Annotated in this window: 15 protein-coding genes; 9 read left to right on the top strand and 6 right to left on the bottom strand. The window is 67.6% G+C overall.

Translation table 11 applies throughout. The features are described from left to right. Nucleotides 1-123 precede the first annotated feature (123 nt). Nucleotides 124-1458: a dipeptidase gene (locus HPC46_RS20750; protein WP_179473364.1), complete on the bottom strand. Its 1335-nt coding sequence runs from the start codon at nt 1456-1458 to the stop codon at nt 124-126. A gap of 67 nt (nt 1459-1525) precedes the next feature. Here HPC46_RS20750 and HPC46_RS20745 point away from each other — a divergent pair, with 67 nt between their 5' ends. Next, nucleotides 1526-1804, top strand: a complete 279-nt coding sequence (locus tag HPC46_RS20745) for an ArsR/SmtB family transcription factor (protein ID WP_179473362.1) — start codon at nt 1526-1528, stop codon at nt 1802-1804. 2 nt (nt 1805-1806) lie between these two features. After that, a complete protein-coding gene (locus tag HPC46_RS20740; RefSeq protein ID WP_179473360.1) occupies nt 1807-2196 on the top strand; it encodes a VOC family protein in 390 nt (129 codons plus the stop codon). 9 nt (nt 2197-2205) lie between these two features. Here HPC46_RS20740 and acpS read toward each other — a convergent pair whose 3' ends face one another. The 3 genes from acpS to HPC46_RS20725 all read right to left on the bottom strand — a co-directional run bounded on the left by acpS (nt 2206) and on the right by HPC46_RS20725 (nt 13122). Further along, nucleotides 2206-2598: a holo-ACP synthase AcpS gene (gene acpS / locus HPC46_RS20735; RefSeq protein ID WP_083119904.1), complete on the bottom strand. Its 393-nt coding sequence runs from the start codon at nt 2596-2598 to the stop codon at nt 2206-2208. Between the two features lie 46 nt (nt 2599-2644). Beyond that, entirely contained in the window at nt 2645-11884 is a 9240-nt protein-coding gene (locus HPC46_RS20730; protein ID WP_179473358.1) for a type I polyketide synthase, read from the bottom strand. A 512-nt stretch (nt 11885-12396) separates the two neighbouring features. Then, complete coding sequence (locus HPC46_RS20725; protein WP_179473356.1) at nt 12397-13122, bottom strand: DUF1906 domain-containing protein; 726 nt, start codon at nt 13120-13122, stop codon at nt 12397-12399. Nucleotides 13123-13294: 172 nt separating this feature from the next. Between HPC46_RS20725 and HPC46_RS20720 the strand changes: the two genes are divergently transcribed. The 7 genes from HPC46_RS20720 (at nt 13295) to HPC46_RS20690 (ending at nt 21562) form a co-directional block, all read left to right on the top strand. Next, nucleotides 13295-14326 (top strand): ABC transporter ATP-binding protein, encoded by a 1032-nt coding sequence (locus HPC46_RS20720; protein WP_179473354.1) that lies wholly within the window; start codon nt 13295-13297, stop codon nt 14324-14326. Nucleotides 14327-14340: 14 nt separating this feature from the next. After that, on the top strand, nt 14341-15537 hold the full coding sequence (locus HPC46_RS20715) for an ABC transporter substrate-binding protein (RefSeq protein WP_179473352.1): 1197 nt from the start codon (nt 14341-14343) through the stop codon (nt 15535-15537). Further along, nucleotides 15516-16367: an ABC transporter permease gene (locus HPC46_RS20710; RefSeq protein ID WP_325096718.1), complete on the top strand. Its 852-nt coding sequence runs from the start codon at nt 15516-15518 to the stop codon at nt 16365-16367. Before HPC46_RS20715 ends, HPC46_RS20710 begins: the two co-directional genes overlap by 22 nt. Then, the gene (locus HPC46_RS20705; RefSeq protein ID WP_179473348.1) at nt 16367-17167 is read left to right on the top strand and encodes an ABC transporter permease; all 801 of its coding nucleotides are present in this window, start codon (nt 16367-16369) and stop codon (nt 17165-17167) included. The genes HPC46_RS20710 and HPC46_RS20705 overlap by 1 nt, the downstream gene beginning before the upstream one ends. Nucleotides 17168-17238: 71 nt before the next feature. Next, nucleotides 17239-18525 carry an MFS transporter gene (locus tag HPC46_RS20700; RefSeq protein WP_179473346.1) on the top strand — a complete coding sequence of 429 codons (1287 nt, stop codon included), beginning with the start codon at nt 17239-17241 and terminating at the stop codon, nt 18523-18525. Between the two features lie 153 nt (nt 18526-18678). After that, entirely contained in the window at nt 18679-20064 is a 1386-nt protein-coding gene (locus HPC46_RS20695) for an acyl-CoA dehydrogenase family protein (RefSeq protein WP_179473344.1), read from the top strand. Between the two features lie 85 nt (nt 20065-20149). Beyond that, nucleotides 20150-21562, top strand: coding sequence for a WS/DGAT/MGAT family O-acyltransferase (locus HPC46_RS20690; protein ID WP_179473342.1), 1413 nt, complete (start codon nt 20150-20152; stop codon nt 21560-21562). A 5-nt stretch (nt 21563-21567) separates the two neighbouring features. On the opposite strand, the gene mgtA is transcribed toward HPC46_RS20690, so the two are convergent. Both mgtA and ppsA read right to left on the bottom strand, forming a co-directional pair. Beyond that, nucleotides 21568-24207 carry a magnesium-translocating P-type ATPase gene (gene mgtA / locus HPC46_RS20685; protein WP_179473340.1) on the bottom strand — a complete coding sequence of 880 codons (2640 nt, stop codon included), beginning with the start codon at nt 24205-24207 and terminating at the stop codon, nt 21568-21570. Further along, nucleotides 24185-26479: a phosphoenolpyruvate synthase gene (gene ppsA, locus HPC46_RS20680; protein WP_179473338.1), complete on the bottom strand. Its 2295-nt coding sequence runs from the start codon at nt 26477-26479 to the stop codon at nt 24185-24187. The genes mgtA and ppsA overlap by 23 nt, the downstream gene beginning before the upstream one ends. Nucleotides 26480-26483 lie beyond the last annotated feature (4 nt).

The raw sequence follows: 26483 nt of genomic DNA, 5'->3' as shown, positions 1-26483 counted from the left end.
GGGGCCTCCCACCACTGTCGGATAGACCGGGCAGGCGACTCCCTACTCGGTAACCCACGAACATGGGTGAGTGGGGCCCCGGCCCGCAACCCCCAACTCAAAACCGAGGGTCACCCATACCGTCTAGCCGATGTCACCCAGCTTTGCGAGCAGCAACGCCTCGGTGGTGGCAGCGCGCTCCAGCACGCCGAGGTGCAGGCTCTCGTTGACGCTGTGCGCCTGAGTGCTCGGATCCTCCACCCCGGTGACCAGGATGGTGGCCTCGGGGAACGCGGCGGCGAACTCGGCGATGAATGGGATCGAGCCGCCCATCCCCATGTCCACGACGTCGGTTCCCCAGGCCTGCCGGAACGCCGCCCGGGCCGCCTCGTAAACCGGCCCGCTGGCGTCGATCGCATAGGGCTGACCGATATCGCCCGGGATGATCTTGACGTGCGCACCCCAGGGGGCGTGCTGTTCGAGGTGACGACGCAGCGCGTGCAGATGCGCTGCGGCGTCGCCGCCCGGGGCCACCCGCATGCTGACCTTGGCGCTGGCGCGCGGGATGAGCGTGTTCGAGGCTTTGGCGATCGGTGTGGTGTCGATGCCGATGACAGTGATCGCGGGCTTGGCCCACATCCGTTGGGCCACAGGGCCAGAACCGATTTCGTGCACCCCGTCGAGCAATCCCGACTCGGCCCGTACCCACTGTGGCCCGCGGTCCACGTCGGCCGCCGTCGTCTCGTACAGTCCCTGCACCGCAACGTTGCCGTCGTCGTCGTGCAGGCTGGCCAGCAATCGCACCAGGACGCTGAGAGCGTCGGGCACCACACCACCCCACAGCCCCGAGTGCAGACCGTGATCCAGGGTCGCGACCTCGACCACACAGTCGGCCAGCCCGCGCAGCGACACTGTCAGCGCGGGGATCTCAGTGGTCCAGTTGTCCGAGTCGGCGATCACGATGACGTCGGCGGCCAGCTTGTCCTTGTGGGCGGCCAGCAGCCGGCCCAGCGACGGCGAACCGGACTCCTCCTCCCCCTCCACGAACACCGTCACCCCGACCGGCGGCTTACCGCCGTGCGCCCGAAACGCCGCCACATGCGTGGCGATACCGGCCTTGTCGTCCGCGCTGCCGCGGCCGTACAGCCGACCGTCTCGCTCAGTGGGCTCGAAGGGGTCCGAATTCCATTGCGACGGTTCACCTTCGGGCTGGACATCGTGGTGGGCGTACAGCAGCACCGTCGGCGCACCGGGCGGGGCGGGGTGATGCGCGATCACCGCAGGCGCACCGCCCTCCGCCACGATCTCGACCTGTTCGAAACCGGCCCTGCTCAGCAGATCCGCGACGGCACGGGCGCTGCGGTGCACCTCGTCGCGACGGGCCGGGTCGGCCCACACCGATGGGATCCGCACCAGGTCTTCGAGATCGGCGCGCACCGAGGGAAGCACTGCCTGTACGCGCGCAATGAGATCGCTCATGCCGACGACCCTACCGAGCAGGGCGCCAACCTTGACATGCAAGCATTTGCTTGCCTATTGTGCAGAAGTGGGTGACGTCTTCAAGGCCTTGGCAGACCCCACTCGCCGGACGATCCTCGATGAGCTGACCGACCGAGATGGTCAGACCCTCTTCGAAATCTGTGCCCGACTGGCGACGAAACACGGACTTGGCTCATCGCGACAAGCGATCTCGCAACACCTCGACCTCCTCGTGGCCGCCGGCTTGGTCGAAACCCGGCGCGAGGGCCGATACAAATTCCACTACATCAACACCGCACCGCTCGAGCCGATCGTCGAGCGGTGGCTGAAGAAAGCTGAGGGCTGACCGTGCGCATCAACCTGACTAGCGTGCTCGTCAACGATCAGGACGCCGCGCTCCAGTTCTACACCGACGTCCTGGGTTTCACGACCAAGCACGACATCCCGATGGGCGAGCATCGCTGGATCACCGTGGTCTCCCCGGAGAATCCGGACGGCACCGAACTCGTCCTCGAACCGGACGGCCACCCCGCGGCCAAACCGTTCAAGGAGGCACTCGTCGCCGACGGAATCCCCTTCACCTCGTTCGCCGTCGACGACGTTCACGCCGAGTTCGACCGGCTGCGCGGGCTCGGGGTGCGCTTCACTCAGGAGCCCGTCGACATGGGGCCGGTGACCACTGCCGTCTTCGACGACACGTGCGGCAACCTGATCCAGATCGCCCACCAGGCCGGCTGAAGCTCGCGGTTAGAGAGTCTCGAGGATGGCGACCGCGGCGGCGGTGTCGCCCTCATGCGTCAGCGACACGTGAATGGTCACCTCGGCCAGATGCTTGGCGATGTCACCGGTGAGGCGGACCTTCGGCCGGCCCCACATGTCGGTGATCACCTCGATGTCACGGTGGATGCCCTCCGGCAGAACCGGACGCTGCGCGAAGCGCGAGCCCGACCAGGCCTTGATGACGGCTTCCTTGGCGGCCCACCGTGCGGCCAAGTGCCGCGCCGCCACCGAGCTCTTGTCGGCGGCGTCGCGGCGCTCACCCGGGGTGAACGTCTCGGCGAATACCGTGCCCGGCTGGTCCACCTGCTCGGCGAAGTCGGGAATGGAGACCACATCGATCCCCACACCCACTATCGCCACGCCGGAGACCCTATCACCGGGTCCGTTGACTGTTTCTCGCCGCTCATCACGCGTAGATGTCGTCCTCACCCAGCCGTGAGGCAGGGTTGAGCAGCATCGCCGCTTCCTGACGCTTCTCGGGCACATCGTGGTCGAACCGGCGATCGGCCGGCTTTTCGTACAGCGGCCGTCCACCGGCGATGGCCGAAGCCAATCGCCGCTGCCCCGCCAGCACCCGGTCGTTGGCCCGCTTGGTGTAGTCCGCCCGCTCCTGCGCACTCAGCGAGGCGAGGAAGGCCTGCGGGTGCACCAGCGCGATCAGACCCGACACGTGACCGAAGCCGAGGCTGGTGACCAGACCCGCCTTGAGCGGGAACTTGTCACCAAGGCGCAGCGTCTCCCGCGGCCACACGAAGTGCCCGGAGGTGGCCAGCTCGTCGTCGACGCAATCCAGGCTGCGGTTCGGCGGGATGACGCCGTCGCGCAGGATCTGGCAGAGCCCCATCATCTGGAAGACCGCCGCGCCGCCCTTGGCGTGGCCCGTCAGGCTCTTCTGGCTGACGACGAACAGCGGTGCGCCGGGGGCGCGACCCATCGAATCGGCCAGCCGCTCGTGCAGCTCGGTCTCGTTGGGATCGTTGGCCAGCGTAGAGGTGTCGTGCTTGGAGATCACCGCGATGTCGTCGGCGCCGACCCCCAGCTTGGCCAGCGAGCGGGCCAGCTGCGAATCCTTGCCGCCGCGACCGGCGCCCAGCGCGCCGAGTCCCGGAGCGGGGATCGAGGTGTGCACGCCGTCGCCGAAGCTCTGCGCGTAGCCCACCACCGCCAGCACCGGCAGACCCATCTTCAGCGCCAGGTCACCACGAGCCAGCAGGATGGTGCCGCCACCCTGTGCCTCCAGGAAGCCCAGCCGGCGACGGTCGTTGGCGCGGGAGAACTTCGAGTCGCTGATGCCCTTGGCCCGCATCGTCGCGGTCTCGGCGGTCGCCGCCATGTCACCGAAGCCGATGACGGCCTCCAGTGTCATGTCGTCGAAGCCGCCGGTGACCACCAGTTCGGCCTTGCCGAGGCGGATCTTGTCCATGCCCTCCTCGACCGACACCGCCGCAGTGGCGCACGCGCCCACCGGATGGATCATCGAGCCGTAGCTGCCGACGTAGGACTGGATGACATGCGCGGCAACGACGTTCGGCAGAACCTCCTGCAGGATGTCGTTCGGCTTGGCCTTGCCCATCAGGTTGCCGTGGTACATCGTCTGCATCGACGTCATACCGCCCATGCCGGTGCCCTGCGTGGAGGCCACCAGGCTCGGGTGCACCCAGCGCATCAGTTCGGTCGGGGTGAACCCCGAGGACAGGAACGCGTCGACGGTCGCGACGATGTTCCACAGCGCCACCCGGTCGATCGAGCTGGCCATATCGGGACTGATGCCCCAGACCGTCGGGTCGAAGCCGGTCGGGATCTGCGCCCCGACCTTCCGCGACAGCTTGGTCTTACGCGGCACGCGAACCTCGGTGCCCGCCTTGCGGATCACCTCCCAGTCCGACGAGTCCAGCACCGGCCGAATCACGGTGTGCTCGGGGTCGTACTCCGCGAACGCGCGGGCGTCGGCCTCCGAGGACACGACGAACCGGAAGTCCTTGTCCAGGAAGACACTGACCATCAGTGGTGACGCGTGGTCGGGATCGATGGCCCCGTCGTCGACGAATTCACGGATGCCGCAACGCTCCACGACCGCGTCGTGGTAGCGCTCGACCAGATCGGCTTCGTCGACCAGCTCACCGCTTGCGGTGTCGTACCAGCCCGGCTTGGGGTCGTCCTCCCACTTGATCAGGCCTGTGGTCCAGGCCAATTCGAGGACACCGGCGGCCGACAGTTCGTTGTCGACCTCCATCTCGAAGCGGGTGCGCGACGACCCGTACGGGCCCAGTTCGGCGCCGCCGACGATGACCACCAGGTCGGCCGGGTCGACGTCGAGATCGGCCCACGCCGGCGGCGTGTTCGCGACGTAGCCGCGCGGCGGCGACGGCAGGGCGGCAATGGTGCCCGCCGCCTCACCGGACGCAGCCGCATCCGGTTCAGCGGTCATCTCCTCGCGTGCCTTGGCGGCCAGCTCGGCCATGTCGAGTTGCACGTCGCCGAGCCCACCGGTCAGGTCGACCTTCAGCGGGGAGTGCGCGGACGCGACCTTGGCCTCCACGGTGCACAGGTCCAGCAGCATGGCTGCCATCTCTTCGGTGCTGTAGGTGGTGACGCCGGCCTCCTCGACCGCACCGACGATGGCGTCGTTGTGACCCATCAGCCCGGTGCCCTTGGTCCAGCCGATCAGCGCGTGCGCGAAGCTGACCCGCTGCGCCCACGAGGTTTCCGCGTTCCAGCGGTTGACCACCGCGTCCAGCGCAGACTTCGACTCGCCGTATGCGCCGTCACCGCCGAACATGCCGCGGTTGGGTGAGCCCGGCAGGACCACGTGCAGACGCGAGGCGATGTCGCGCTCGGCGCCGATGGAAGAAAGCCCGGCAACCAGCCGCTCGACGGCCCACAGCAGGACCTTCATCTCCATCTCCGAGCGCGAGCCGGCCTCCGACAGGTCACCGGCCACCCGCGGTGCGGCGAACGGGAACAGCAGCGTCGGGGTCAGCGCATCCTTGAGGTGAATCGATTGCGGCCCGAGGCTTTCGGTCTGTTCGCTACCGACCCACGACACCAGCGCGTCGATGTCGGCGTAGGACGCCATGTTGGCCGGAACCACCCACAACGACGCACCGTACCGGGCGTTGTCGCGGTAGAGCGCCTTGTAGAAGGCCAACCGATCGTCGTCCAGCTTGGAGGTCGTCGCCACCACCGTGGCGCCACCGTCGAGCAGGGCGGCCACCACCGAAGCGGCAATCGAGCCCTTGGACGCACCGGTGACCACCGCGACCTCGTCGCTGTAGTGACCCTTGTTCGGATTCTCGGCACCAGCGGCGATCCGGCCGAACAGCGAGGCGTGGATGTTGCGGCCGGCCGCCAGGGCCTTGCCCTGCCACCAACTGGCCTGAGTGGCAACAACATTGCCGGCACCTTCGAAACGTTCACCGAGGCGCATCCAGTCGGCGTCGATATCGCCTTCGTCGGCCAGCCAGAGCTTGACCAGGTCCTCACGGGCGCTGGCCCAGCGGTCGTCGAGCACGACCGCCTTCTTGGCGTCGAACGCGGGCGCGACCAGCCGTGGCCAATCCGAACCCAGCTCGGCCGTCACCAGGTCGATGAGCTCCGCGTCGGTGGCCGACGGCGCGGCCGACACCGGGTTGTCCAGACCCAGCTGCCCGAGCACCATGCGTGCGGCCGAGGCCAGCACACCGTCGCGGCCGGTGACCTTCTCGGCGAACTCGGTCAGCGCGGCCGAGTCGACCACGCCGCCACCGCCACCGCCGGCCGACGGCAGCGACACCGCAATCCCCTTGCGGGCAGCAACCGCAGCGACCGCGGCATCGATGGCCTTGTCCACAGATGCGGCGTCGGTCAGTGCACCGTCATGCAGGCCGCCGAGCGCACCACCGCGCACGCTGCTTCCCTCGCGGGTGCCCAGCGCCAGTTCGGCGGTGACGTGCTTGGCCCAACCGTCGCCCAGCTCCCAGGTCTTCTTGACCCGCTCGGCGATCGCGGCCGGACGCTTGCCCGACGGGCCGAGCACCGTGCGCAGCTGATCGTTGATCGAGTCGGAGAGCACCGGTCCGAACGGCTTGTAGGTCCGGGCCAGTTTCGAGACCTGGCCCTTCAGCGATGCCAGGTCCGCCTCGGCGGCACCGTCGATGGCGCCCAGGTTCAGCTCGGAGCCGAGATCGACCAGCAGCTGGTTACGCCGCGAGGACGCACCGTCGGTGATCGACTCGATCGAATCCAGCGGCTCGATCTGATCGATACGCATCTTGGCGCTCAACGCGATCAGCGCCAAAGTGGCGTCGCCCGCATCGAATCCGATGTCGTCGGGACGCGGAGCGCCGGCAGGCGCGGCCGCCGGAGCCGGCGCGGCCGACGCGGCCTCCGCCGCTGCGGCTTCGGCAGGCGCCTCGGCGGCAGGGGCTTCGTCGACATCGTCGTCGGTGGCCGGATCCTCGTCGCTGGCGAACAGCACCGCGGCATCGCGCTCGGAGTTGAGCACTTCGACTGTGCTGTGGGCATACTCGGGCAACTTCAGGGTGTTGCTCGCCAGCCCGGCCACCGTCGGCGCCGACTTCACGCCGATCTCGACGAAGCGCTCGACACCCAGTCCGCCCGCGGCCTCCTCGATGAACAGCAGGTCCTGCGTCTCGATCCAGCGCACCGGGCTGGCGAACTGCCAGGCCAGCAGCTCGATAACCACCTTGCGGCACAACGCATGCGGCTTCTCGTTACGCCAGGTGTCGTAGTCGGCCAGCACCTCGTCGAGGGGCTCGGCGGGCACCAGATCGCGGATCTCCTGGATGAAATCGCGGTCCAGGGTGAACGGCCGCGGGACCAGGTTCGGGATGTAGCGTCCGACGATCAGGGCCGGATCGGCATCCTCGGGCATGACGCGCTCCAGTGCCCGGCGGAAGTCGTCGACGCCGACACGCAGGACGTCGGAGTGGAACGGCACGTCGATGCCCGGGACCAGGATGAACGACCGCTTGCCCCCACTGATCTCGCGGCGCCGCTCGACCTCTTCCTCCAGCGCCTCCAGACCGCGCACCGTGCCGGCGATCGCGTACTGCGAGCCGCGCAGGTTGAAGTTCACGATCTGCAGGAATTCGTTTGTGCGCTCCGCGATTTCGGCGACGAAGCCCTTGACGTCGGCGTCGGGTAGGTCGATCTGCGACGGCCGGATCGCGGCCAGCCGGTAGTTGGACCGGCCCATCTCGTCACGCGGGACGATGTCGTGCATCTTGCTGCCGCGGTGGAACACCACCTCCAGCAGCGCCTCCAGCTTGTACACGCCCGAGACACACGCCAGCGCGGTGTACTCGCCGACGGAGTGACCGCAGGCGATCGCGCCCTCGACGAACGCGCCCTGCTCCCGCATCTCGGCGACCTGAGCCGCCGCGACGGTTGCCATGGCGACCTGAGTGAACTGCGTCAGGTAGAGCACGCCTTCGGGGTGCTGGTAGTGCACGCCGGAGGCGATCAGGCTGGTCGGGTTGTCGCGCACCACATGCAACACCGAGAAGCCAAGGGTGTCGCGGGTGAACTTGTCGGCGGTGTCCCACACCTTGCGGGCGGCCTTGGAGCGAGCCCGCACCTCCATGCCCATGCCCTTGTGCTGGATGCCCTGACCGGGAAAGGCGTACACCGTCTTCGGTGCCGCCAGCCGCGCGGTGGCGCTCATCACCAGATCGGTGCCGACCTTGGCGGTGACCTCCAAAACCTCTGCACCCAAGTCGATTCCGACCCGGTCGACGCGGAAGTCGATCTCGTCGCCCGGCTTGACCATGCCCAGGAAGCGGGCGGTCCAGCCGATCAGCTTGGCCGGCGGGACCGGCTTGCCGTCGGTCGCGGTGACCACGTGCTGGGCGGCGGCCGACAGCCACATGCCATGCACGATCGGCGAATCCAGACCCGCCAGCAGTGCGGCGGCACGATCGGTGTGAATCGGGTTGTGGTCACCGGACACCACGGCGAACGGTCGCATGTCGACCGGTGCGCCGATGGTGACGTCGCGGCGACGGCGGCGCGGGGTGTCGGTGGCGTTCAACGACACCGCTCCCCCGGCGCGCACCGGGTCGGCGAGTTCCTCGGCACCGTTGCGGCCCAGGATCGCAAAGCGCTCCTCGAGGACCGCCAGGATCATTCCCCTGGCGTCGGTCACGTTGACCGTGACCGGCACGACACGGCCGACCTCGGTGTCGGTTGCCACCGAAGCCGTTGCGGTGACGGTCAATTGGGTCGGTTCCTTGGGCAGCGGCTTGAGCAGCTGGGCCGCGTGGTCCAGGTGTACCAGGCTCAGCAGGCCCTCCACCACCGGGAAACCGGAATCGGTGACAGCGCCGCCGATCGCGGCGAACACCGCAGGCCAGCAACGGCCGACCAACGCGTCGGGAACCGTTGTCAGCGTCGGCGCCAGGGGCGAACCGAACGTCGCCGTCACACCGGTATGGTCGGCCACCCGCTCGGGATCCCACCCGACAGTGACAGTGGTGGAACCGCCCGCCACCGGCGGCAGCGCGTCGGGGCCGTCGACCCCGGCGGCGATGGCCAGCACGGCACGCATCGCGGCGGCGGCATCTTCGGTCCGCACCACGGGGGTGCCACCGTCGATCACCGCGGCCGGCAGCGTATAGGCGATATCGATCCAGGTACCCGACAGCGGCACGCTCAGCACCACCCGGTCCGGCGCGGTGACCTCCAGCCGCGCCCCGGTGGAATGGTTTGTCGCGGAACGGTTGTCGTGCACCAGCCACTCCGCGGGAGCGGCGATGCGATGCACCGGGTTGGTCGCGGTGCGGCCGGCCCACAGCACGTCGGGCGAATCCAGCACGATGGCCAGCGGTCCGGTCACATCAGTGCGCACCCGCAATCGCGCGGCAACCGGCTCAGGCTGTGCGCCCGAGGCCAGCAGCTCGTCGACGGCGGCCTTCTCGAAGCGGTCGAGCAATTCGCCCACCGGCTCGTCGACCCGGGTGATGCCCTCCACGGCCTGCGTGCCGGGGATGACGCAGACCTGGTCGGCGCTGTAGCGGGCATCGTGGGCCTGCCACAGGGAGTCGCTGCGCCACCAACGGCGCACGTCCTTGTCGATGACCGGGACGAAGTTGACCGGCTTGCCCAGCGTCTTGCACAGCTGGATGAAGAACGGGACGTCAGCCGGATGCAGCAGCACCGATTCGGCATCGGGGTAGCGGGACAGCAGGGCCGCGACGGCCTGGTCCGGGTTCTCCAGCAGCCACTCACCATCGGCCGACGACGCGTCGAACAGTGTCTCGATCGGGCCGGCATCTTTCGCGTTGAGGCGGGCCTCGGCGCGCTGCAGCATCTCGGCGAAGCGGTCGCGCCAGGTGATGTCGAGCCACGGCGAGTCAGCGGACTTGGTGTCGGCGGTGGAGTCGTCGTCGCCGATCGCGAGCTCGATGTAGCGCTGCAACCACTGCAGGTAGCTCATCTCGGCGACGTCGCCGAAGTACGGCTTGGCGGTGACCGCCATCGCGGCGATGATCTCCTCGCGGCGCGCCGCGACGGCCTCGGCGTCACCGGCGACCTCGTCGAGCAACCGGCCGCAGCGGGAGGCCGCGTTGTCGATCTCGTGGATGTCGGCGCCGAGCTGGCTACGCCCGGAAGCCATGCCATTGACGGCTTTTCCGGCACCGACCCAGGTGTCGGTGCCCACCGTGTCGACCAGCAGCTGCTTGACCGCGGGCGATGTGGTCGCCTCCAGACAGGCCATCGCGGCGGTGCCGACGAGGATGCCGTCCACCGGCATCAGTGGGTAGCCGTAGACCGCCGACCACCGGCCGGACAGGTACTCGGCGGCGCGTTCGGGCGTGCCGATGCCACCGCCGACGCAGACCGTGATGTTGGCCCGGCCGCGCAGTTCCGAGTAGGTGGTCAGCAGCAGATCGTCGAGGTCTTCCCAGGAGTGGTGGCCACCGGCGCGACCGCCTTCGATGTGGACGATGACCGGCTTGGTGGGCACCTCGGCGGCGATCCGGATGACCGAGCGGATCTGCTCGACGGTGCCCGGCTTGAACACGACGTGGGCGATGCCGACGTCGTTCAGCTCGTCGATCAGGTCGACGGCCTCTTCCAGCTCGGGGATGCCGGCACTGACCACGACGCCGTCGATCGGTGCACCGGACTGGCGCGCCTTCTGCACCAGACGCTTGCCGCCCAGCTGCAGCTTCCACAGGTAGGGATCAAGGAACAGCGAGTTGAACTGGATCGTGCGGCCCGGTTGCAGGAGCTCGACTAATTCTTCTACGCGCTTGTCGAAGATGGCCTCGGTGACCTGGCCGCCACCGGCCAGCTCGGCCCAGTGGCCGGCGTTGGCCGCCGCCGCCACGATCTTGGCGTCGACGGTTGTCGGCGTCATGCCGGCCAGCAGGATCGGCGACCGGCCGGTGAGCCGGGTGAACTTCGTCGACAGCTTCACCGAGCCGTCGGGCAGGCGGATCGCGGACGGCGCGTAGCTCGACCACGGCTTGGCCACCTCGGGCACGGCGCCGACGGTGAACAGATTGCGCTGTCCGCCGCGGGTGGCGGCCGGCACGATGCCGATGCCCAGCCCGCGGATCACCGGCGCGGTGAGTCGGGTCAGGATGTCGCCGGGGCCGAGGTCGAGAATCCAGCGAGCGCCGGCCTCGTTCAACGCGGTGACCTCTTCGACCCAGTCCACCTGCTGGACGAGGATCGAGTCGGTCAGGGCGCGCGCGAGCTCGACGTCAAGGCCGACGGCGGCCGCCCACCGGCCCACGATGTCGATGCCGTCGGAGAGGCGCGGCGTGTGGAAGCCGACCTCGACCTGGACCGGGTCGAAGATCGGATTGAACACGGCGCCGCCGCGCAGTTTGTTCTTCCGGTCGGCCGCTTCGGCCTCGGCGATCTGCTCGCAATACAGCTCGAAACGGGACAGCTGCTCGGGGGTCCCGGTGATGACAACCGAGCGCCGGCCGTTGCGGATCGACAGCACCGGAGGCAGCACCGTACGGACATCCTGAGCAAACTCTTGAAGCAGCTCGTAGATGCGCTCGGGCTCGGCGTTGGTCACCGAGACCATCGGCGGACGGTCACCGAGGACCGAAATGCCGCGGCGACGGGCCACCAAGGTGCCCGCGGCGCCGATCAGCTGGGCCAGGGCCAGCAGCTGGACGTCCTTGGCGCCGGCGGCGCGCAGCGCCTCGACGGCCAGCACGCCCTGGGAGTGGCCTGTGACCGCCACCGGCGGCGCCGCGGCCAGATCCATGCCCTGGCGGGCCAGCGCCCGGGTAGCGGCGATCTGGGTCAGCAGCACGCCGGGAACCGACACCGCTGCCGAGGTCAGCTGCTTGGCCGACGGCACGGTCTCGTCGGCGGCCAGCGCGCGCACCCAGCGCAGCGGCTCGAAGCCGATCGGACGGACCACCACCAGTTCATCGGCGACCGGCTCCAGCAGCAGCTCAGCCTCACCGGCGAGGGTTGCGAGCTCGGATTCGATGCCGGCCGAGGTGACCAGCTCCTCGAGGGTCTCCAGCCAGGCACTGCCCTGGCCGCCGAAGGCGACGGCGTAGGGCTCGCCGGCGTTGAGCCGGTCGACGAGGGCATGAGTAGAAGCCTGCTTGGCGCCGCCGCGCCATGATCCGTCGCCCGTGGACAGCCTGTCGTGCTCGTGGATCGTCACCTTGTGTATCTCCCTGTCGTGCTCATCGTCGCGTCGTCGCGTATCGGCTTCGTATGTGTCGGCGTGTCAGACCTGCGCTGCCTTGCGGAGGTGTCGTCGGCGATTCCCCGTCGAATCACGGCATCCGCGCGATCCCCTCGTCTCGGGGCGGGCGAACATCCCGGCTGTACTAAGAGTGGCATAAGAACCAGCACCATTTTCCGTCCGATATTGGTTACTGGCGAGTTCTACGCACGGGTAACAGCACAACCGGTAACACAGCGCCAAACGGCCGCCCAGACCATCCGGGACAAACGTCCTGCATGGAGGTGGTTACGGTCGAGTAGGTGCAATAGCGCAGATCAAAGCACGATTGTTATCGAATCGTTACTTACGAATCTTTCGTCAGCGGCGGTGCGTGACGACGTCCGGCCAAGCACTTGCTCGGTTTTTCAGTCCACATTTGTTCACCAGAATGGCGTTGGGAAGTTTGCTGGCAATTCCTTACCAGCCAGTAAGTTTTGCCCTTTGAGTCAGTCCCACTGGCCGAATTGCGGCTTCAGGATGTGGTTCAGGTCCACCCCGACGCCGCCGACCTTGCGCTTGTCGATCTCGACCTGGTGCAGGTGCGCGGCGGGGTGCGTGTAGCCCTTCGGCGAACCCCAGTTGTGCTGCCAGAACCACGACCCGATGCCGTCCTGCAGCGCCCAGTCGATGGTCTTCGAGTTTCCGTACACGCCCACCCGCTGGTGCCCGATCACCGCTTCCCACGCCCTCAGATAGGGCGCGACCTGCGTCTTGTACTGATCGAGGGTCGGGTCGTCGTCGATCGACACATAGATCGGGGCAGCGACCGGGCCGCCGGCGGCGGTGTGCAGCGCCCAGCCGCGCTTGGCGTGCGTCAGCCCGGCCTGATGCCCGCCGAGCCAGTCGGCGGTGTCCTGCTTGCCGAACTGGTAGTTGGACACGATCTTCAAGCCGGCCTGATAGAGATCCCGGGCCTCGGTCAGTTGAATCGGCTTGCCCAGCATCCACTCTCCGCCGGGCCGTCGATCCGAGACGTAGCGGATTGCGCCGAGAGCGCCGCAGGCCTTGATGTCAGCGGCGCTGATGACGCCTGCGGCGTAGTCCAACAGCACGCCGAGCGGGGTGGTCGTCGCGGTGGCCGGGGCTGCGGTCGCGGCGGGCGCCGTCCCCAGGCCCAGCGCGGCGGGGGTGACGGCGGCCAATTTCAGCACGTCGCGGCGCGACACCAACACGCGCCTCAGAATACGACAATTGCCTCAACATCCTCATCAACGTCACCGGTCACATCTGCATCACCTTTTCGTCAATGACAGCTGATCGCGAATCGAGTGGCGAGGACGTGCCACAACCCGCGAAGTCCGCTATGGCGCTGCGGTTTGACAACGTGATCCGTAGGATCCACCCATGCCGCCCGGTACTTCTCGGTCACCACAGATCGAGTTGCGCGGGGTCCGAAAGGTGTTCGGCGACGTGACCGCCGTCGAAGGCGCGGACCTGACCGTCGCCGACGGCGAACTGTTCGCGATCCTGGGCCCGTCGGGTTCGGGCAAGACCACCGTGCTGCGCATGATCGCGGGCTTCGAGCAGCCGACGGCGGGCACGGTTCACCTCGGCGGCGCCGACGTCACCGCTTTGCCCCCGGCCAAGCGGGACACCAACACCGTCTTCCAGGACTACGCACTGTTCCCGCACATGACAGTCGCCCAGAACGTCGAATACGGGCTGAAGGTCAAAGGCGTTGGCAAGGCCGAACGCAGGCAACGCACCGGGGCCGCCCTCGACATGGTGCGGCTGGCCGGGCACGCCGCCCGCAAACCCGCCCAGTTGTCAGGCGGTCAGCAGCAGCGCGTCGCGCTGGCCCGTGCACTGGTGGGCCGGCCCAAGGTGCTGCTGCTCGACGAGCCGCTGGGCGCTTTGGATCTCAAGCTGCGCGAGCAGATGCAGGTGGAGCTCAAGGCAATTCAGCGCGAAGTCGGCATCACTTTCGTGATCGTGACCCACGACCAGGACGAGGCGCTCACGCTGTGCGACCGGCTCGCAGTGTTCAACAACGGCCGCATCGAGCAGGTCGGCGCGGCGCGTGAGGTCTACGAGAACCCGGCCAACCGGTTCGTCGCGGATTTCGTCGGAACCTCCAACGTCGTCGACGGCGCCAGAGCCGAAGCCCTTGTCGGGCGAGACGGAACGTTCGCGATCCGACCCGAGCGGATCCTGCTGCTGGCGCCGGGCGAGGCCGTCCCCGACGGAATGCGCAGTGTCACAGCAGAAGTCGCCGAGGTGGTGTACGCGGGTCCGATCACCCGGGTGGCCGCCGACGCCTCTGGGGTCCCGCTGACCGCGACGCTGCTGTCCGCGGAGACCTCCACCGACATCGCCCACGGCGCCACTGTCGTCCTGGCTTGGCCACCGACTGCCGTCCGATCCCTGTCCGCATAGAAAAGGAGCTCACCATGAGAACCACCACCCGTCGCCTCGGCGTTGCGCTGGTCGCGTGCGCTGCACTGGTCGCCGCCTGTTCGAGCTCCGACAACTCCGGCGGTGGCGGAAGTTCCACGGCGCCACCGAAAATGGAGCCGATGTCGGCCCTCGGCAAGGGCGAGGGCCAGCTGAACCTGATCGCCTGGCCCGGCTACGCCGAGGACGGCTCCAATGATCCCAAGGTCGACTGGGTGCATCCGTTCGAGCAGAAGACCGGCTGCAAGGTCAACGTCAAGATCGGCAACACCTCCGACGAAATGGTGCAACTGATGCGCACCGGCCAGTACGACGGTGTGTCAGCCTCCGGCGACGCGACCCTGCGGCTGATCTACGCCGGCGACGTCGCCCCGGTCAACACCAAACTCGTGCCCAACTACGAGACCATCTCGGCGTTCCTCAAAGACAAGCAGTGGAACTCGGTGAACGGCCAGATGTACGGCATCCCGCACGGCTGGGGCGCGAACCTGCTGATGTACAACACCGACGTCGTCAAGGGTGCCCCCGACACCTGGGGCGCGGTGTTCCCCGGCGCACCGGAGTACAAGGGCAAGGTCACCGCGTACGACTCCCCCATCTACATCGCCGACGCCGCGCTGTACCTGTCGAAGACGAAACCCGAACTGGGAATCAAGAATCCGTACTCGCTGACCGAGGACCAGCTCAATGCCTCGGTCGATCTGCTCAAGGCCCAGCACGGCAACATCGGCGAATACTGGTCGGACTACACCAAAGCGGTGCAGGCCTTCGAGTCCGGGACCTCGGTGATCGGCACCACCTGGCAGGTGATCGCCAACATGATCACGTCCGACAACAAGGTGAAGATCGCGACCGTGCTGCCCAAGGAGGGTTCGACGGGTTGGTCGGACACCTGGATGGTGTCGTCGAAGGCCAAGAATCCCAACTGCATGTACCAGTGGATGGACTGGATCACCTCGCCGGAGATCAACGCCCAGGTTGCCGAATACTTCGGTGAGGCACCGGCGCAGACCAAGGCCTGTGAGTTCACCGCGGACAAGACGTTCTGCGACACCTACCACGCCACCGATTCGGCCTACGCCGAGAAGATCAGTTACTGGACGACTCCGCAGAAGCAGTGCGTGGACGGCAGCGGCGACAATTGCACGGCCTACAGCGAGTGGGTCGACAAGTGGCAGCAGATCAAGGGCTGAGCCAAGGGGTGAGCCGGCGGATCCGGCTGGCCTTCCTGCTCGTTCCGCCACTGGCCTGGCTGGTAGTCGCCTACCTGGGTTCGCTTGGTGTACTGCTACTTTCGGCCTTCTGGAGCACCGACACCTTCACCGGTGCGGTGGTGCGGTCCTACACCAGTGACAACTTCGTGCGGGTGCTCACCGAAGCGGTGTTCCGCACGGCGACGCTGCGCACGGTAGGAATTGCGTTGAGCGTCACGGTGATCTGCATCGTGCTCGCGGTCCCGCTGGGGCTGTACATGGCCAAGGTCGCCTCACCGCGGGTACGGCTGGCCCTCGTGGTGGCGGTGACGACGCCGCTGTGGGCAAGCTATCTGGTGAAGGCTTACGCCTGGCGGATGCTGCTCTCCCCGGAGGGGCCGCTGAACTGGGTGGCGGGCTACACCCCGGGCTACGGCCTGGTCGCCACGGTGCTCACGCTGTCCTACCTGTGGCTGCCCTACATGGTGATCCCGGTGTTCGCCGCCTTCGAACGGGTGCCCGACCCGTTGATCGATGCCAGCGCCGACCTGTGCGCCTCGGATCTCACCACACTGCGAACCATTGTGGCGCCGTTGGTGTTTCCCGGGATCGCCGCCGGTTCGATCTTCACCTTCTCACTGTCGATGGGTGACTACATCGCGGTCACGATCGTCGGCGGTAAGACCCAGATGCTGGGCAACATCATCTATGGGCAGCTGGTGACCGCCAACAATCAGCCGCTGGCGGCGGCGCTGTCACTGATTCCGTTGGCCGCGATCGTGCTCTATCTGTTGGCGATGCGGCGCACCGGGGCGTTGGAGAACGTCTGATGCTGTCGAACGGAATGCGTCGGGTGGTCCGGGGCTGGACGGTCCTGGTGCTGGTGTTCCTGTATGCACCGCTGCTGCTCGTCGTCGTCAACGCTTTCAACTCCTCGAAGACCTTCGCGTTCCCGCCCAGCGGATTCACGTTGCGGTGGTGGTCGGACGCCTGGGCCAGCGAGGGCATGTGGCACTCGCTGGGCAACTCGGTGGTGGTGGGTCTGTGCGCGACGGCGCTCGCACTGGTGCTGGGCACCATGGCCGCGTTCGCAGTGCAGCGCTACCGCTTCTTCGGGCGGCAGACCATCAGCTTTCTGGTGGTGTTGCCGATCACGCTGCCGGGCATCGTGACCGGTATCGCGCTGAATGCGACGTTCACCTCGGCACTGGGCATGACGTTGGGGCTGGCGACGGTCATCGTCGGGCACGCGACGTTCTGCATCGTGATCGTGTTCAACAACACCCAGGCGCGACTGCGCCGGCTGGGCACCGGGCTGGAGGACGCGTCGGCCGACTTGGGCGCGTCGGGCTGGCAGACGTTCCGGTACGTGACGTTCCCGATGATGCGCGGCGCACTGCTGGCCGGTGCGATCCTGGCGTTCGCGCTGAGCTTCGACGAGATCGTCGTCACCACGTTCACCGCGGGACCGACGGTGCAGACGCTGCCGATCTGGATCTTCGGCAACCTGTTCCGGCCGAATCAAGCGCCGGTCATCAACGTCGTGGCCGCGGCACTGACCCTGCTCGCGGTCATCCCGGTGTGGCTGGCACAGCGCTTTGGTGGTGATCCGGCGTCGACCAGGGTCTGACCCGGCTCGGGAATCAATTTGCGTCGCCGGGAGATGATTGGTGAGGCGAATCGGTGAAAGGGTGATCGACAGTGCGGGCCTGGGTGGTGTGGTCGACCGGATTGTTGGCCTACATCGTCGCCGTCCTGGACCGGACCACCCTGGGCGTCTCCGGCCTGGACGCCGCCCACCGCTTCTCGGCCAGTCCGGGTGTGCTGTCGACGTTCGTCGTGCTGCAGGTCATCGTCTACGCCGCCGCCCAGATACCCGCAGGCATGCTGCTGGACCGCTACGGCTCCAAGGTGATGATCCTGGCCGGCGGCACCCTGATGGTCGCCGGGCAACTGACCCTCGCCTTCACCGTCTCGCTGCCCACCGCGATCGCCGCCCGTGCGGTGGTCGGCCTCGGTGACGCGTTCACGTTCATCTCGGTGCTGAGGCTGGTTCCGCACTGGTTCAAGCCCCGCCAGATCCCGCTGGTGACCCAGCTGACCGGCATCTGCGGGCAACTCGGTCAGGTGCTGTCCGCGGTCCCGTTCCTGTCGTTGCTGGTCGGGTTGGGATGGACGCCCGCCTACACGGCCGTCTCGGCGCTGGGCGTGCTGTCGCTGGTGCTGACGCTGCTGCTGGTGAAGAACACCCCGAGCGGGGTCACCGTCCACGACCCGCCGACCGGTGTGCGCGAGACGCTGGCCAGCGTGAAGACCGTGTGGATGCGGCCGGGCACCCGGCTGGGTTTCTTCACCCACATGGGCACACAGTTCTCCGTGACCGTTTTCGCACTGATGTGGGGTGTCCCTTATTTGACGGTGGCGCAACATCTTTCGCGTGGCGCCGCGGGCACCCTCCTGACCATCTCGGTGGTCGCGGCGATCGTGTCGGGAGTGGTGATCGGGATCGTCACCGGGCGTCACCCGCACCGGCGCTCACGTTTGGTGCTGGGCATCATCGGCAGCAATGCGCTGGTGTGGACCGTTGTACTCGCACTGCCCTCGCCCGCGCCGCATTGGCTGCTGGTGGTTCTGATCGCGGTGATCTCCGTCGGCGGGCCGGGATCCATGGTCGGCTTCGACTTCGCCCGCACGTTCAACCCGCGGTCCACGCTGGGTACCGCCCAGGGCGCGGTGAACATGGGCGGCTTCCTGGCCTCGCTGCTGGTGATGCAGGCGATGGGCATGATCATCGGCGCGACCGGCGGCTACTCGTTCGACTCGTTCCGACTGGCGTGGTGTGTGCAGTACCTGGTGTGGGCACTGGCCGCGCTCGGCATCCTGATCACCCGGAAGAAGGCCCGGCGCACGATCGGCGATATCGAGGAGAGCCGCTACCTACTCGAGTTCTTCAGCGACGGCGAACTGCACCCGGCGACCAGGCGGTAACGCGCGCCGAACGAGCATCGATATCCCAGTCAGCCCCGAGCTGCCGTGCAACCCGACTCCGCGGCAGCCCGGGCTCCAACTTTCTCAGCCCGTTCGCACGACGTTTGATCACGGCATACCGGAGGTATCACCCAGGCGTCGAAGGGACGCACGATGGGTCTGGACCTCACGCCGACGACCGCACAGCACGACCTGGCTCGCCGCACACACGAATTCGCCGAACACTGCATCCGCCCGGTGGCCGGCGAGTACGACCGACGCCAGGACTTCCCGTGGCCCGTTCTCGAAGAGGCGGCGGTCCGTGGCTTCTACAGTCCACTGTTCTACCGGGATCTGATCGGCGACCCGACCGGCCTGTCGCTGCCGATGTTCATGGAGGAACTGTTCTGGGGTTGCGCCGGAATCGGTCTGGCGGTGGTGATGCCGGCGTTGGCGCTCTCGGCGATCGGTCAGGCCGCCACCCCGGAGCAGATGCTGACATGGGCACCCGAATGTTTCGGCACGCCCGGCGATCTGAAGCTGGCCGCGTTGGCGATCTCCGAACCTGAGGGCGGCAGCGACGTCCGCAATCTGCGCACCCGCGCCCGCCGCGACGGCGACGACTGGGTCATCGACGGGCACAAGATGTGGATCGGCAACGGCGGTATCGCCAACGTCCACGTCGTCAACGCCGTCGTCGACGAGGAGCTGGGTCACCGGGGCCAGGCGCTGTTCGTGGTGCCCGGCGGCACACCGGGTTTGGAGCTGGTCCGCAAGCTCGACAAGCTCGGCTGCCGTGCCTCCCACACGGCTGAGCTGAAGTTCGCGGGCGTGCGCATTCCCGGCGAGAATCTGCTCGGCGGGCCCGACAAGCTCGAGCACAAGCTCGCCAAGACTCGTGAAGCAATGGCCACGGGCGGTCGGCGTTCGGGTTCGGCGACGCTGGGCACGTTCGAACAGACCCGTCCGATGGTGGCGGCCCAGGCTCTCGGAATCGCCCGTGCTGCTTTGGAATACATGACGACCTACGCGAATCGGCGGGAAGCGTTCGGCGCCCCGATCATCGACAATCAGGGTATCGCCTTCCCCCTGGCCGACCTGGCGACCGGTATCGACGCCGCCCGGTTGCTCACGTGGCGCGCATCGTGGATGGCCGCCAACAGCGTGCCGTTCGAGCGGGGCGAAGGTTCGATGGCCAAGCTGGCCGCCAGCGAGATCGCGGTGAAGACCACCGAGCGCGCCATCCAGACCATGGGCGGCTGGGGGTACATCACTGATCATCCCGTGGAGAAGTGGTACCGCGACGCCAAGCTTTACACGATTTTCGAGGGCACCAGTGAGATCCAGCGCGTCGTGATCTCCTCGGCTCTCGGCGCCGCCGACGGCGGGCCGCCCATGCACGTCGAGCTCGAACCGTCTGGCGGGCCGCTCAACCGTTGGTTCGGCCGCGGCACCCCTGCCCGCGGCCGGGTTGCCAGCGCGGCGTTGGCCATGCGCGACCGCGTTCCCGAACCGGCGATGCGCATGGCGATGAAGATCCTTGCCCCACCGCGCCGCTGAGGCCCGATATCCGGTGACTTCCGGCCCTGCTGCGGCCGTCGCCGAGCTGGGCACACTGAACTGCAAGGTTACGGAAGGGTCGGCGATGGCTGGGCAGCTCACAACATTGGACGCCGGATTCCTGCAGCTCGAGGACACCAACCCCCATGTCAGTCTCGCCATCGGTGGCGTAGCGGTGTTGGCCGGGCCCCCACCGGAATTCAGTGCGCTGCTGGACACCATCGGCACCCGCCTGCTGGCCAATCCGCGCGCCACTCAGGTGTTGCGCACCCACCCGCTTGATCTGACGGCACCGGAATGGGCCGACGATCCGGCGTTCGACCTGACGCATCACGTGCGCCGCAGCGCACTTCCGAACCCCGGTGACGACGCGGCACTGTACGCCGAGGTCGCCACGATCATGGAGCGCAGACTGGATCGGGGGCGCCCGCTGTGGGAATGCTGGGTCATCGAGGGGTTGACCGAGGATCGCTGGGCACTGCTGATCAAGGTGCACCACGCACTGGCCGACGGGATCTCGGCAAGCAACCTGCTCAGTGGGCTCTGCGACGATACCGACGTCGCCAGTTTCGCGACTGCCATCGGGGCCGCGAAGCACCCGCGTGCCCGTGCCGGGTTCCGACTACCCAGCCTGAATCCCCTTGATTGGATCGGTGATTCGCTGCGATTCTCGGCCGGGGCCGGCAAGGTGGCGCTGCGCGTGGCGGGTGGAGCCGCCGAGCTCACCGCCGGCCTACTGCACCCCGCCGCCCCATCCGCACTCAATGGCCCCGTGGGCGACCTGCGCCGCTACGGCTCGGCGGTGGTGAAGCTGCGCGATGTCGAAGAGACCGCCCACACCTTGGGGACGACGGTCAACGATGTCGCGCTGGCCGCGGTCACCGACAGCTACCGGGCCGCACTGTTGCGCCGCGGCCTGAAACCGCGCCCGGACTCGCTGCGCACGCTGGTCCCGGTGTCGGTGCGCGCCCCGGACGCCATGGATGTTCCCGACAACCGGGTGTCACTGATGCTGCCGCTGCTGCCCGTCGACGTCGCCGACCCGTTGCAGCGGTTGCGGGCGGTACACGAGCGGCTGACGGCGGCCAAGTCCAGCGGGCAGCGACAGGCCGGCAGCATGATGCTGTGGGCATCGAACCTCATTCCGTTCCCCGTGACCGCGTGGACCGTCCGGCTGTTGTCGAGGCTCCCACAGCGATCGGTGGTCACCGTCGTGACCAATGTGCCCGGACCCCGCCAGCCGGTGACGATGATGGGACACAAGGTCCTTCGATTGCTGCCCATCCCGCCGATCGCCGCCGGCTTTCGCACCGGCATCGCCGTCTTCAGCTATGCCGACGAGCTGACGTTCGGGCTGCTGGTCGACTTCGACGCCGCTCCGGACGTGCACGAGCTCACCACCGGTATCGAGCGGGGGGTGCAGCGCCTGCACCGGCTGGCCAAGGCCGGCGGCCGCTCCCGGCGCAAGGGCGATCTGCTGTTGCTGTCCAGCGGCTGACCACCTCAGCGCTGCCGTAGCCGGCCGCTGTGACTGAAACGTGCTGCGCGCCGTCCAATTCGGTGTTCGATACCCCGGGTCCGCAGCGGCCCGGTCAGATGCATCGGTTCGGCGTAGAACACCATTTTGGTGATCTCCACCAGCACCAGGTATGCCACGGTCAGCAGGACCAACGCGCCGTAGAACTGCCACGGCAGCGGGGTGAACCCCAGCGGGCGGGCGAGCGGAGAAATGGTCAACGCGAATCCGATGGCGATGACCGCGAAGGTCGCCACCGTCAGCACACCGCCGGGCCGGCTGCGCAGGAACGGTACCCTGCGGGTGCGGATCGCGAAGATGATGAGGGTTTGAGTGGCCAGCGACTCGACGAACCAGCCGGTACGGAATTCGGTTGGCCCGGCATGCAATACACCGAGCATCAACCCGAACGTCACAAAGTCGAACAGCGAGCTGATCGGCCCGAACGTCAGCATGAATCGCCGGATGAATGCGATGTTCCAGTGCGATGGCGCATGCAATTGCTCCTCGTCGACCCGGTCGGTCGGGATCGCCAGCTGTGAAGAGTCGTACAGCAGGTTGTTGAGCAGGATCTGGCCGGGCAGCATCGGCAGGAACGTCAGCACCGCCGATGCCGCCGCCGCCGAGAACATGTTGCCGAAGTTGCTCGACGTGCCCATCAGCACATACTTGACGGTGTTGGCGAAGATCCGCCGGCCTTCGGCCACACCGGTGGCCAGCACACCGAGGTCCTTCTCCAGCAGCACCACATCTGCGGCGTCCTTGGCGACATCGGTGGCCGTGTCGACGGAGATTCCCACATCAGCGGAGTGCAGGGCCAGCGCATCGTTGACACCGTCGCCGAGGAAGCCCACCGACCGCCCGGTGCGGCGCAGTACGGTGATCAGCCGCGCCTTCTGTTCAGGTGAGATGCGGGCGAACACGCTCGCGTTCTGGGCGGCAGCCTCGAATCCGGCATCGTCCAGCTCGGCCAGTTCACTCCCGGTGATCACGCCTTTGGACGGTAAACCCAGTTCGGCGCAGACCTTTTCGGCCACCTGCGCGTTGTCCCCGGTCGCGACTTTCACCTCGATGCCCAGTTCGGCCAGCCGGGCCAGCGAGTCACGCGCCGCCGGTTTGGGCGGGTCGGCGAACACCAGAAAGCCGTCCAGCATCAGTCCGGTCTCGTCGGCGGCGGTGATGGCCGACAATCCGGGGGCCGGTCGGCTGGCCACCGCGACCACCCGCCGCCCCTGACCGAACAGCCTGTCCAGCAAAGGCTCGACGCCGCCGGGCACCACCGCGCAACAGGTGAGCACCTGTTCGGGCGCGCCCTTGACGATCAGCACCCGGCCACCGGCGTCGTCGACGAGCGCAGAGGTGGCCCGGCGGGTGTGATCGAACGGCAGCTCGCCGATGCGGTGGGCGCCCTTGGTGACCACCTGGCGGCCCGCGTCACAGTCCCACAAGGCGGCATCGAGCTCATTGGCACTGGTCCCACCGCACTCCGGATCGACATCGGTGGCCAGCAATCCCTTGCGCAACACGGCCTCCGAGGTCACCCCGGACGGGTCGACTGCTTCGACGAGGGTGATGCGCCCTTCGGTCAGGGTGCCGGTCTTGTCGGTGATCAGGATGTCGATGTCCCCGAGGTCTTCGATGCACACCAGTCGCTTGACCAGAACCTTGAGCCGGGCCAGCCGCCGCGACCCGGTGGCCAGGCTGGTGCTGACAACGGCGGGCAGCAGCTGCGGGGTGATGCCGACCGCGATGGCGAGCGCGAACAACACCGAATCGATCACCGGACGACGCAGCAGCAAGTTGGTGACCAGAATCATCACGGTCAACGTGATCGCCACCTGAAGAAGCAGATACGAGAACCGTCGCAGCCCGGCCTGGAAGTCGGTTTCGGGCTGCCGCTCCCCCAGTCCGGCCGCAATCTTGCCGAACTGCGCGTCCAAGCCGGTGGCGTACACCACGGCCGTCGCATCGCCGGCGCTGACGACGGTTCCCATGAAGGCCAGGTCCACGCATTCCGCCAGCGACGCATCAGGATCTGTTGGCGCCGTGGATTTCTCGGTGGCGGTGGACTCGCCGGTCAGGATGCTTTCGTTGCACTCGAGCCCGTTGACGGTGACCAGCCGCACGTCGGCGGGAACCAACTCACCAAGAGTCAGTCGGATGATGTCACCTGGCACCAGTTCGTTGACGTCGAGCTTGACAAAGTGCCCGTCGCGGCGCACGACCGCGTTGTGCCGCACACTCGAGTGCAGCGCGGCGGTGGCACGTTCGGCACGGTATTCGTTGAGGAAGCCCAGCCCGATGCTGACGACCAGGATCACCCCGATGATCACCGCCTGGGTGGAATCGCCGAGGAAGAACGACAGCACCGCCGTCGCCGCCAGCAGGGCGAGCACGGCGTTGTTCAGTTGCCTGCGGAGTACCGCCCACGCGCTGACCCGGTGGGTTCGAAGTGAATTGGGACCCCAGCGCGCCTGGCGGACCGCCGCCTCGGAACCGGACAACCCCTGCGCCGAGGTCTGCAGCCGGTCGAGCACCTCGGCCAGCGGTGCGGCCGCAGCCTCTGCGGCGGTCAGCGCCGCGGTACCGGGCGCCTGTGCGCGATCATCGGGAACGGTTGCCGTCACCGGCCAGCGCCGATTCCAGGAGCAGACGGCGCTCGGCGGCCGCGACCGTGCGCCGCGCACGATCGGCCGCGTCGGGGTTCACCGAGATCGAGGTGATGCCCATCCGCACAAGATGTTCGGCGAAGGCAGGTTTGGTTGATGGCGCCTGACCACACAGCGACGACGTTATCCCCAACCGGCGCGCCGTGGAAATGATGCGGCCGATCGCGTCCAGCACCGCGGCGTCGGACTCGTCGAACAACTCGGCGCACAGATCCGAGTCACGGTCCACGCCGAGCATCAGCTGGGTCAGATCGTTACTGCCGATCGACACCCCGTCGATGCCCATGCCCACGTACTCGGGCAGCCAGTGCACCACCGAGGGCACCTCGGCCATCACCCAGCGATGCAGACCACGCTGGCGGCCCAGTGGGCTGGCATCCACCAGCGACAGGCACTCCTCGAGTTCCCATTTCGTCCGCACGAACGGAATCATCAAGTGCAGGTTGGGGTTTTCATCACGCACCCGGGCCAGCGCGCGCAACTCCAGCGCGAAGACGTCGGGCTCCTTGACGTAGCGGTAGCAACCCCGATAGCCGATCATCGGGTTGTGCTCGACGGGCTCGAAGGCCTCGCCGCCCTGCAGGCCGCGGAACTCGTTGGTGCGGAAGTCGGTTGCCCGGTAGACGACCGGCCGGGGCGCGAAGGCCGCCGCGATCCGCCCGACCGCGGCGGCCAGCGCATCGACCAGGCTTTCCTGCTCGCCCCTGGCGATCAGGTCGCGCGGATGCCGGTTGCGCAGGGCGTCGGTGAGGATGAACTCCGCCCGCAGCAACCCGACGCCGTCGACGTCTTGGGCCGCAACACGTTCGGCGCTGTCCGGCATCGCGAGGTTGACGTAGATCTTGGTGGCGGTCACTTCCGAAGACTGGGCGACGGCAACCATCGGCGCGGCGACCGGCGCGCTCTGGGCTCCACCGGTTGTGCGGCCGGTGAGCACCCGGCCGTGGGTGCCGTCGACGGTGACTACCATGCCGTCTTTCAGATCGGCCGTAGCGGTGCGGGCGCCCACGATGCAGGGCACGCCCAGCTCGCGGGCGACGATGGCGGCGTGACATGTCATCCCGCCGGTGTCGGTCACCAGCGCGCAGGCCCGGCGCATGGTCGGCAGCCAGTCCGGATTGGTCATCTGAGCCACCAGCACCTCGCCGTCCTGCAGGCGTGCACCGTCGGCGACATCGGTCAGCACACGTACGACGCCGGATGCCTCGCCGGGCACCGCGGGCAGGCCTTGGGCGACGACGTCATGAGTCTCCGGCGCGGGTTTGCCCGCCCGGTGCAGCGTGGTGATCGGACGGGTCTGCACGATCCAGGTCTTGCCACCGGCGATCGCCCACTCGGTGTCCTGCGGGCAGCCGCTGTGCCGCTCACTTCTGACAGCGATGTCGGCGATCGCGCGCACCTCGTCATCGGAGAGCACCTGCGCCTGCCGGTCCGTCTCGGACAAGTCGACGGTTTGGTCGCTGCCGTCGGCACCGCGGATGATCTTGAACGACTTGTATCCGATTCGCCGCGAGAGAATTTCACCGCTCTCCTTCGACACCACGTAGGTGTCGGGTTCCACCGAGCCGGACACCACGACTTCACCCTGGCCGAAGGCTCCCTCGATGACCACCCGGTCCTCGGCGTCGGTGGTCGGGTCGGCGGTGAACGCCACTCCGGCCCGCTCCGAGGCGATCATGGTCTGCACGACGACCGCCATCGCCGGGTCCGTAGTGAATCCGCGGCTGGCGCGATAGGCGACAACCCGGGGAGCGAACAGCGAGGCCCAGCAGTTCTGGACAGCGTCGAGCAGTTCGTCCTCACCGCTGATGTTGGTGAAGGTGGCGTTCATACCCGCGAACGATGCGTCGGCGCCGTCTTCCCCGGTGGCCGAGGAGCGCACCGCCACAATGGTGTCCGAGCCCAGCCGGCGATAGGCGGCCAGCACGCTCTCGCGGACATCGTCGGCCATCCCCGCCTTCTGCACCAGAGTCTGCATCTGCCGGCACACCTCGGTCAGCCGGTCGGTGTCACCGACGAACGTCATGGCCTCGCGGTGTGCGGCGTTGAGCTCGTCGGCCACACCGGCGGCCTGTATCGATGCCAGATAGCAGTCGCGGAGCAACACGAAGCCCGGGGGTACCGGCAGTCCCGCGGACACCATCTCACCCATGTTGGCGCCCTTGCCGCCGGCCTCCTCTGCGTCGCTCATTCTCAGCGCGGCGATGTCCTCGACGTAATGGCTCGGCATGTCA

Origin of the sequence: Mycolicibacterium vinylchloridicum (assembly GCF_013404075.1) — a bacterium.
In the GTDB taxonomy this organism is placed as follows: domain Bacteria; phylum Actinomycetota; class Actinomycetes; order Mycobacteriales; family Mycobacteriaceae; genus Mycobacterium; species Mycobacterium vinylchloridicum.
The sequence above is the reverse complement of the archived record's forward strand: the minus strand, read 5'-3'. Positions and strand labels throughout refer to the sequence as shown.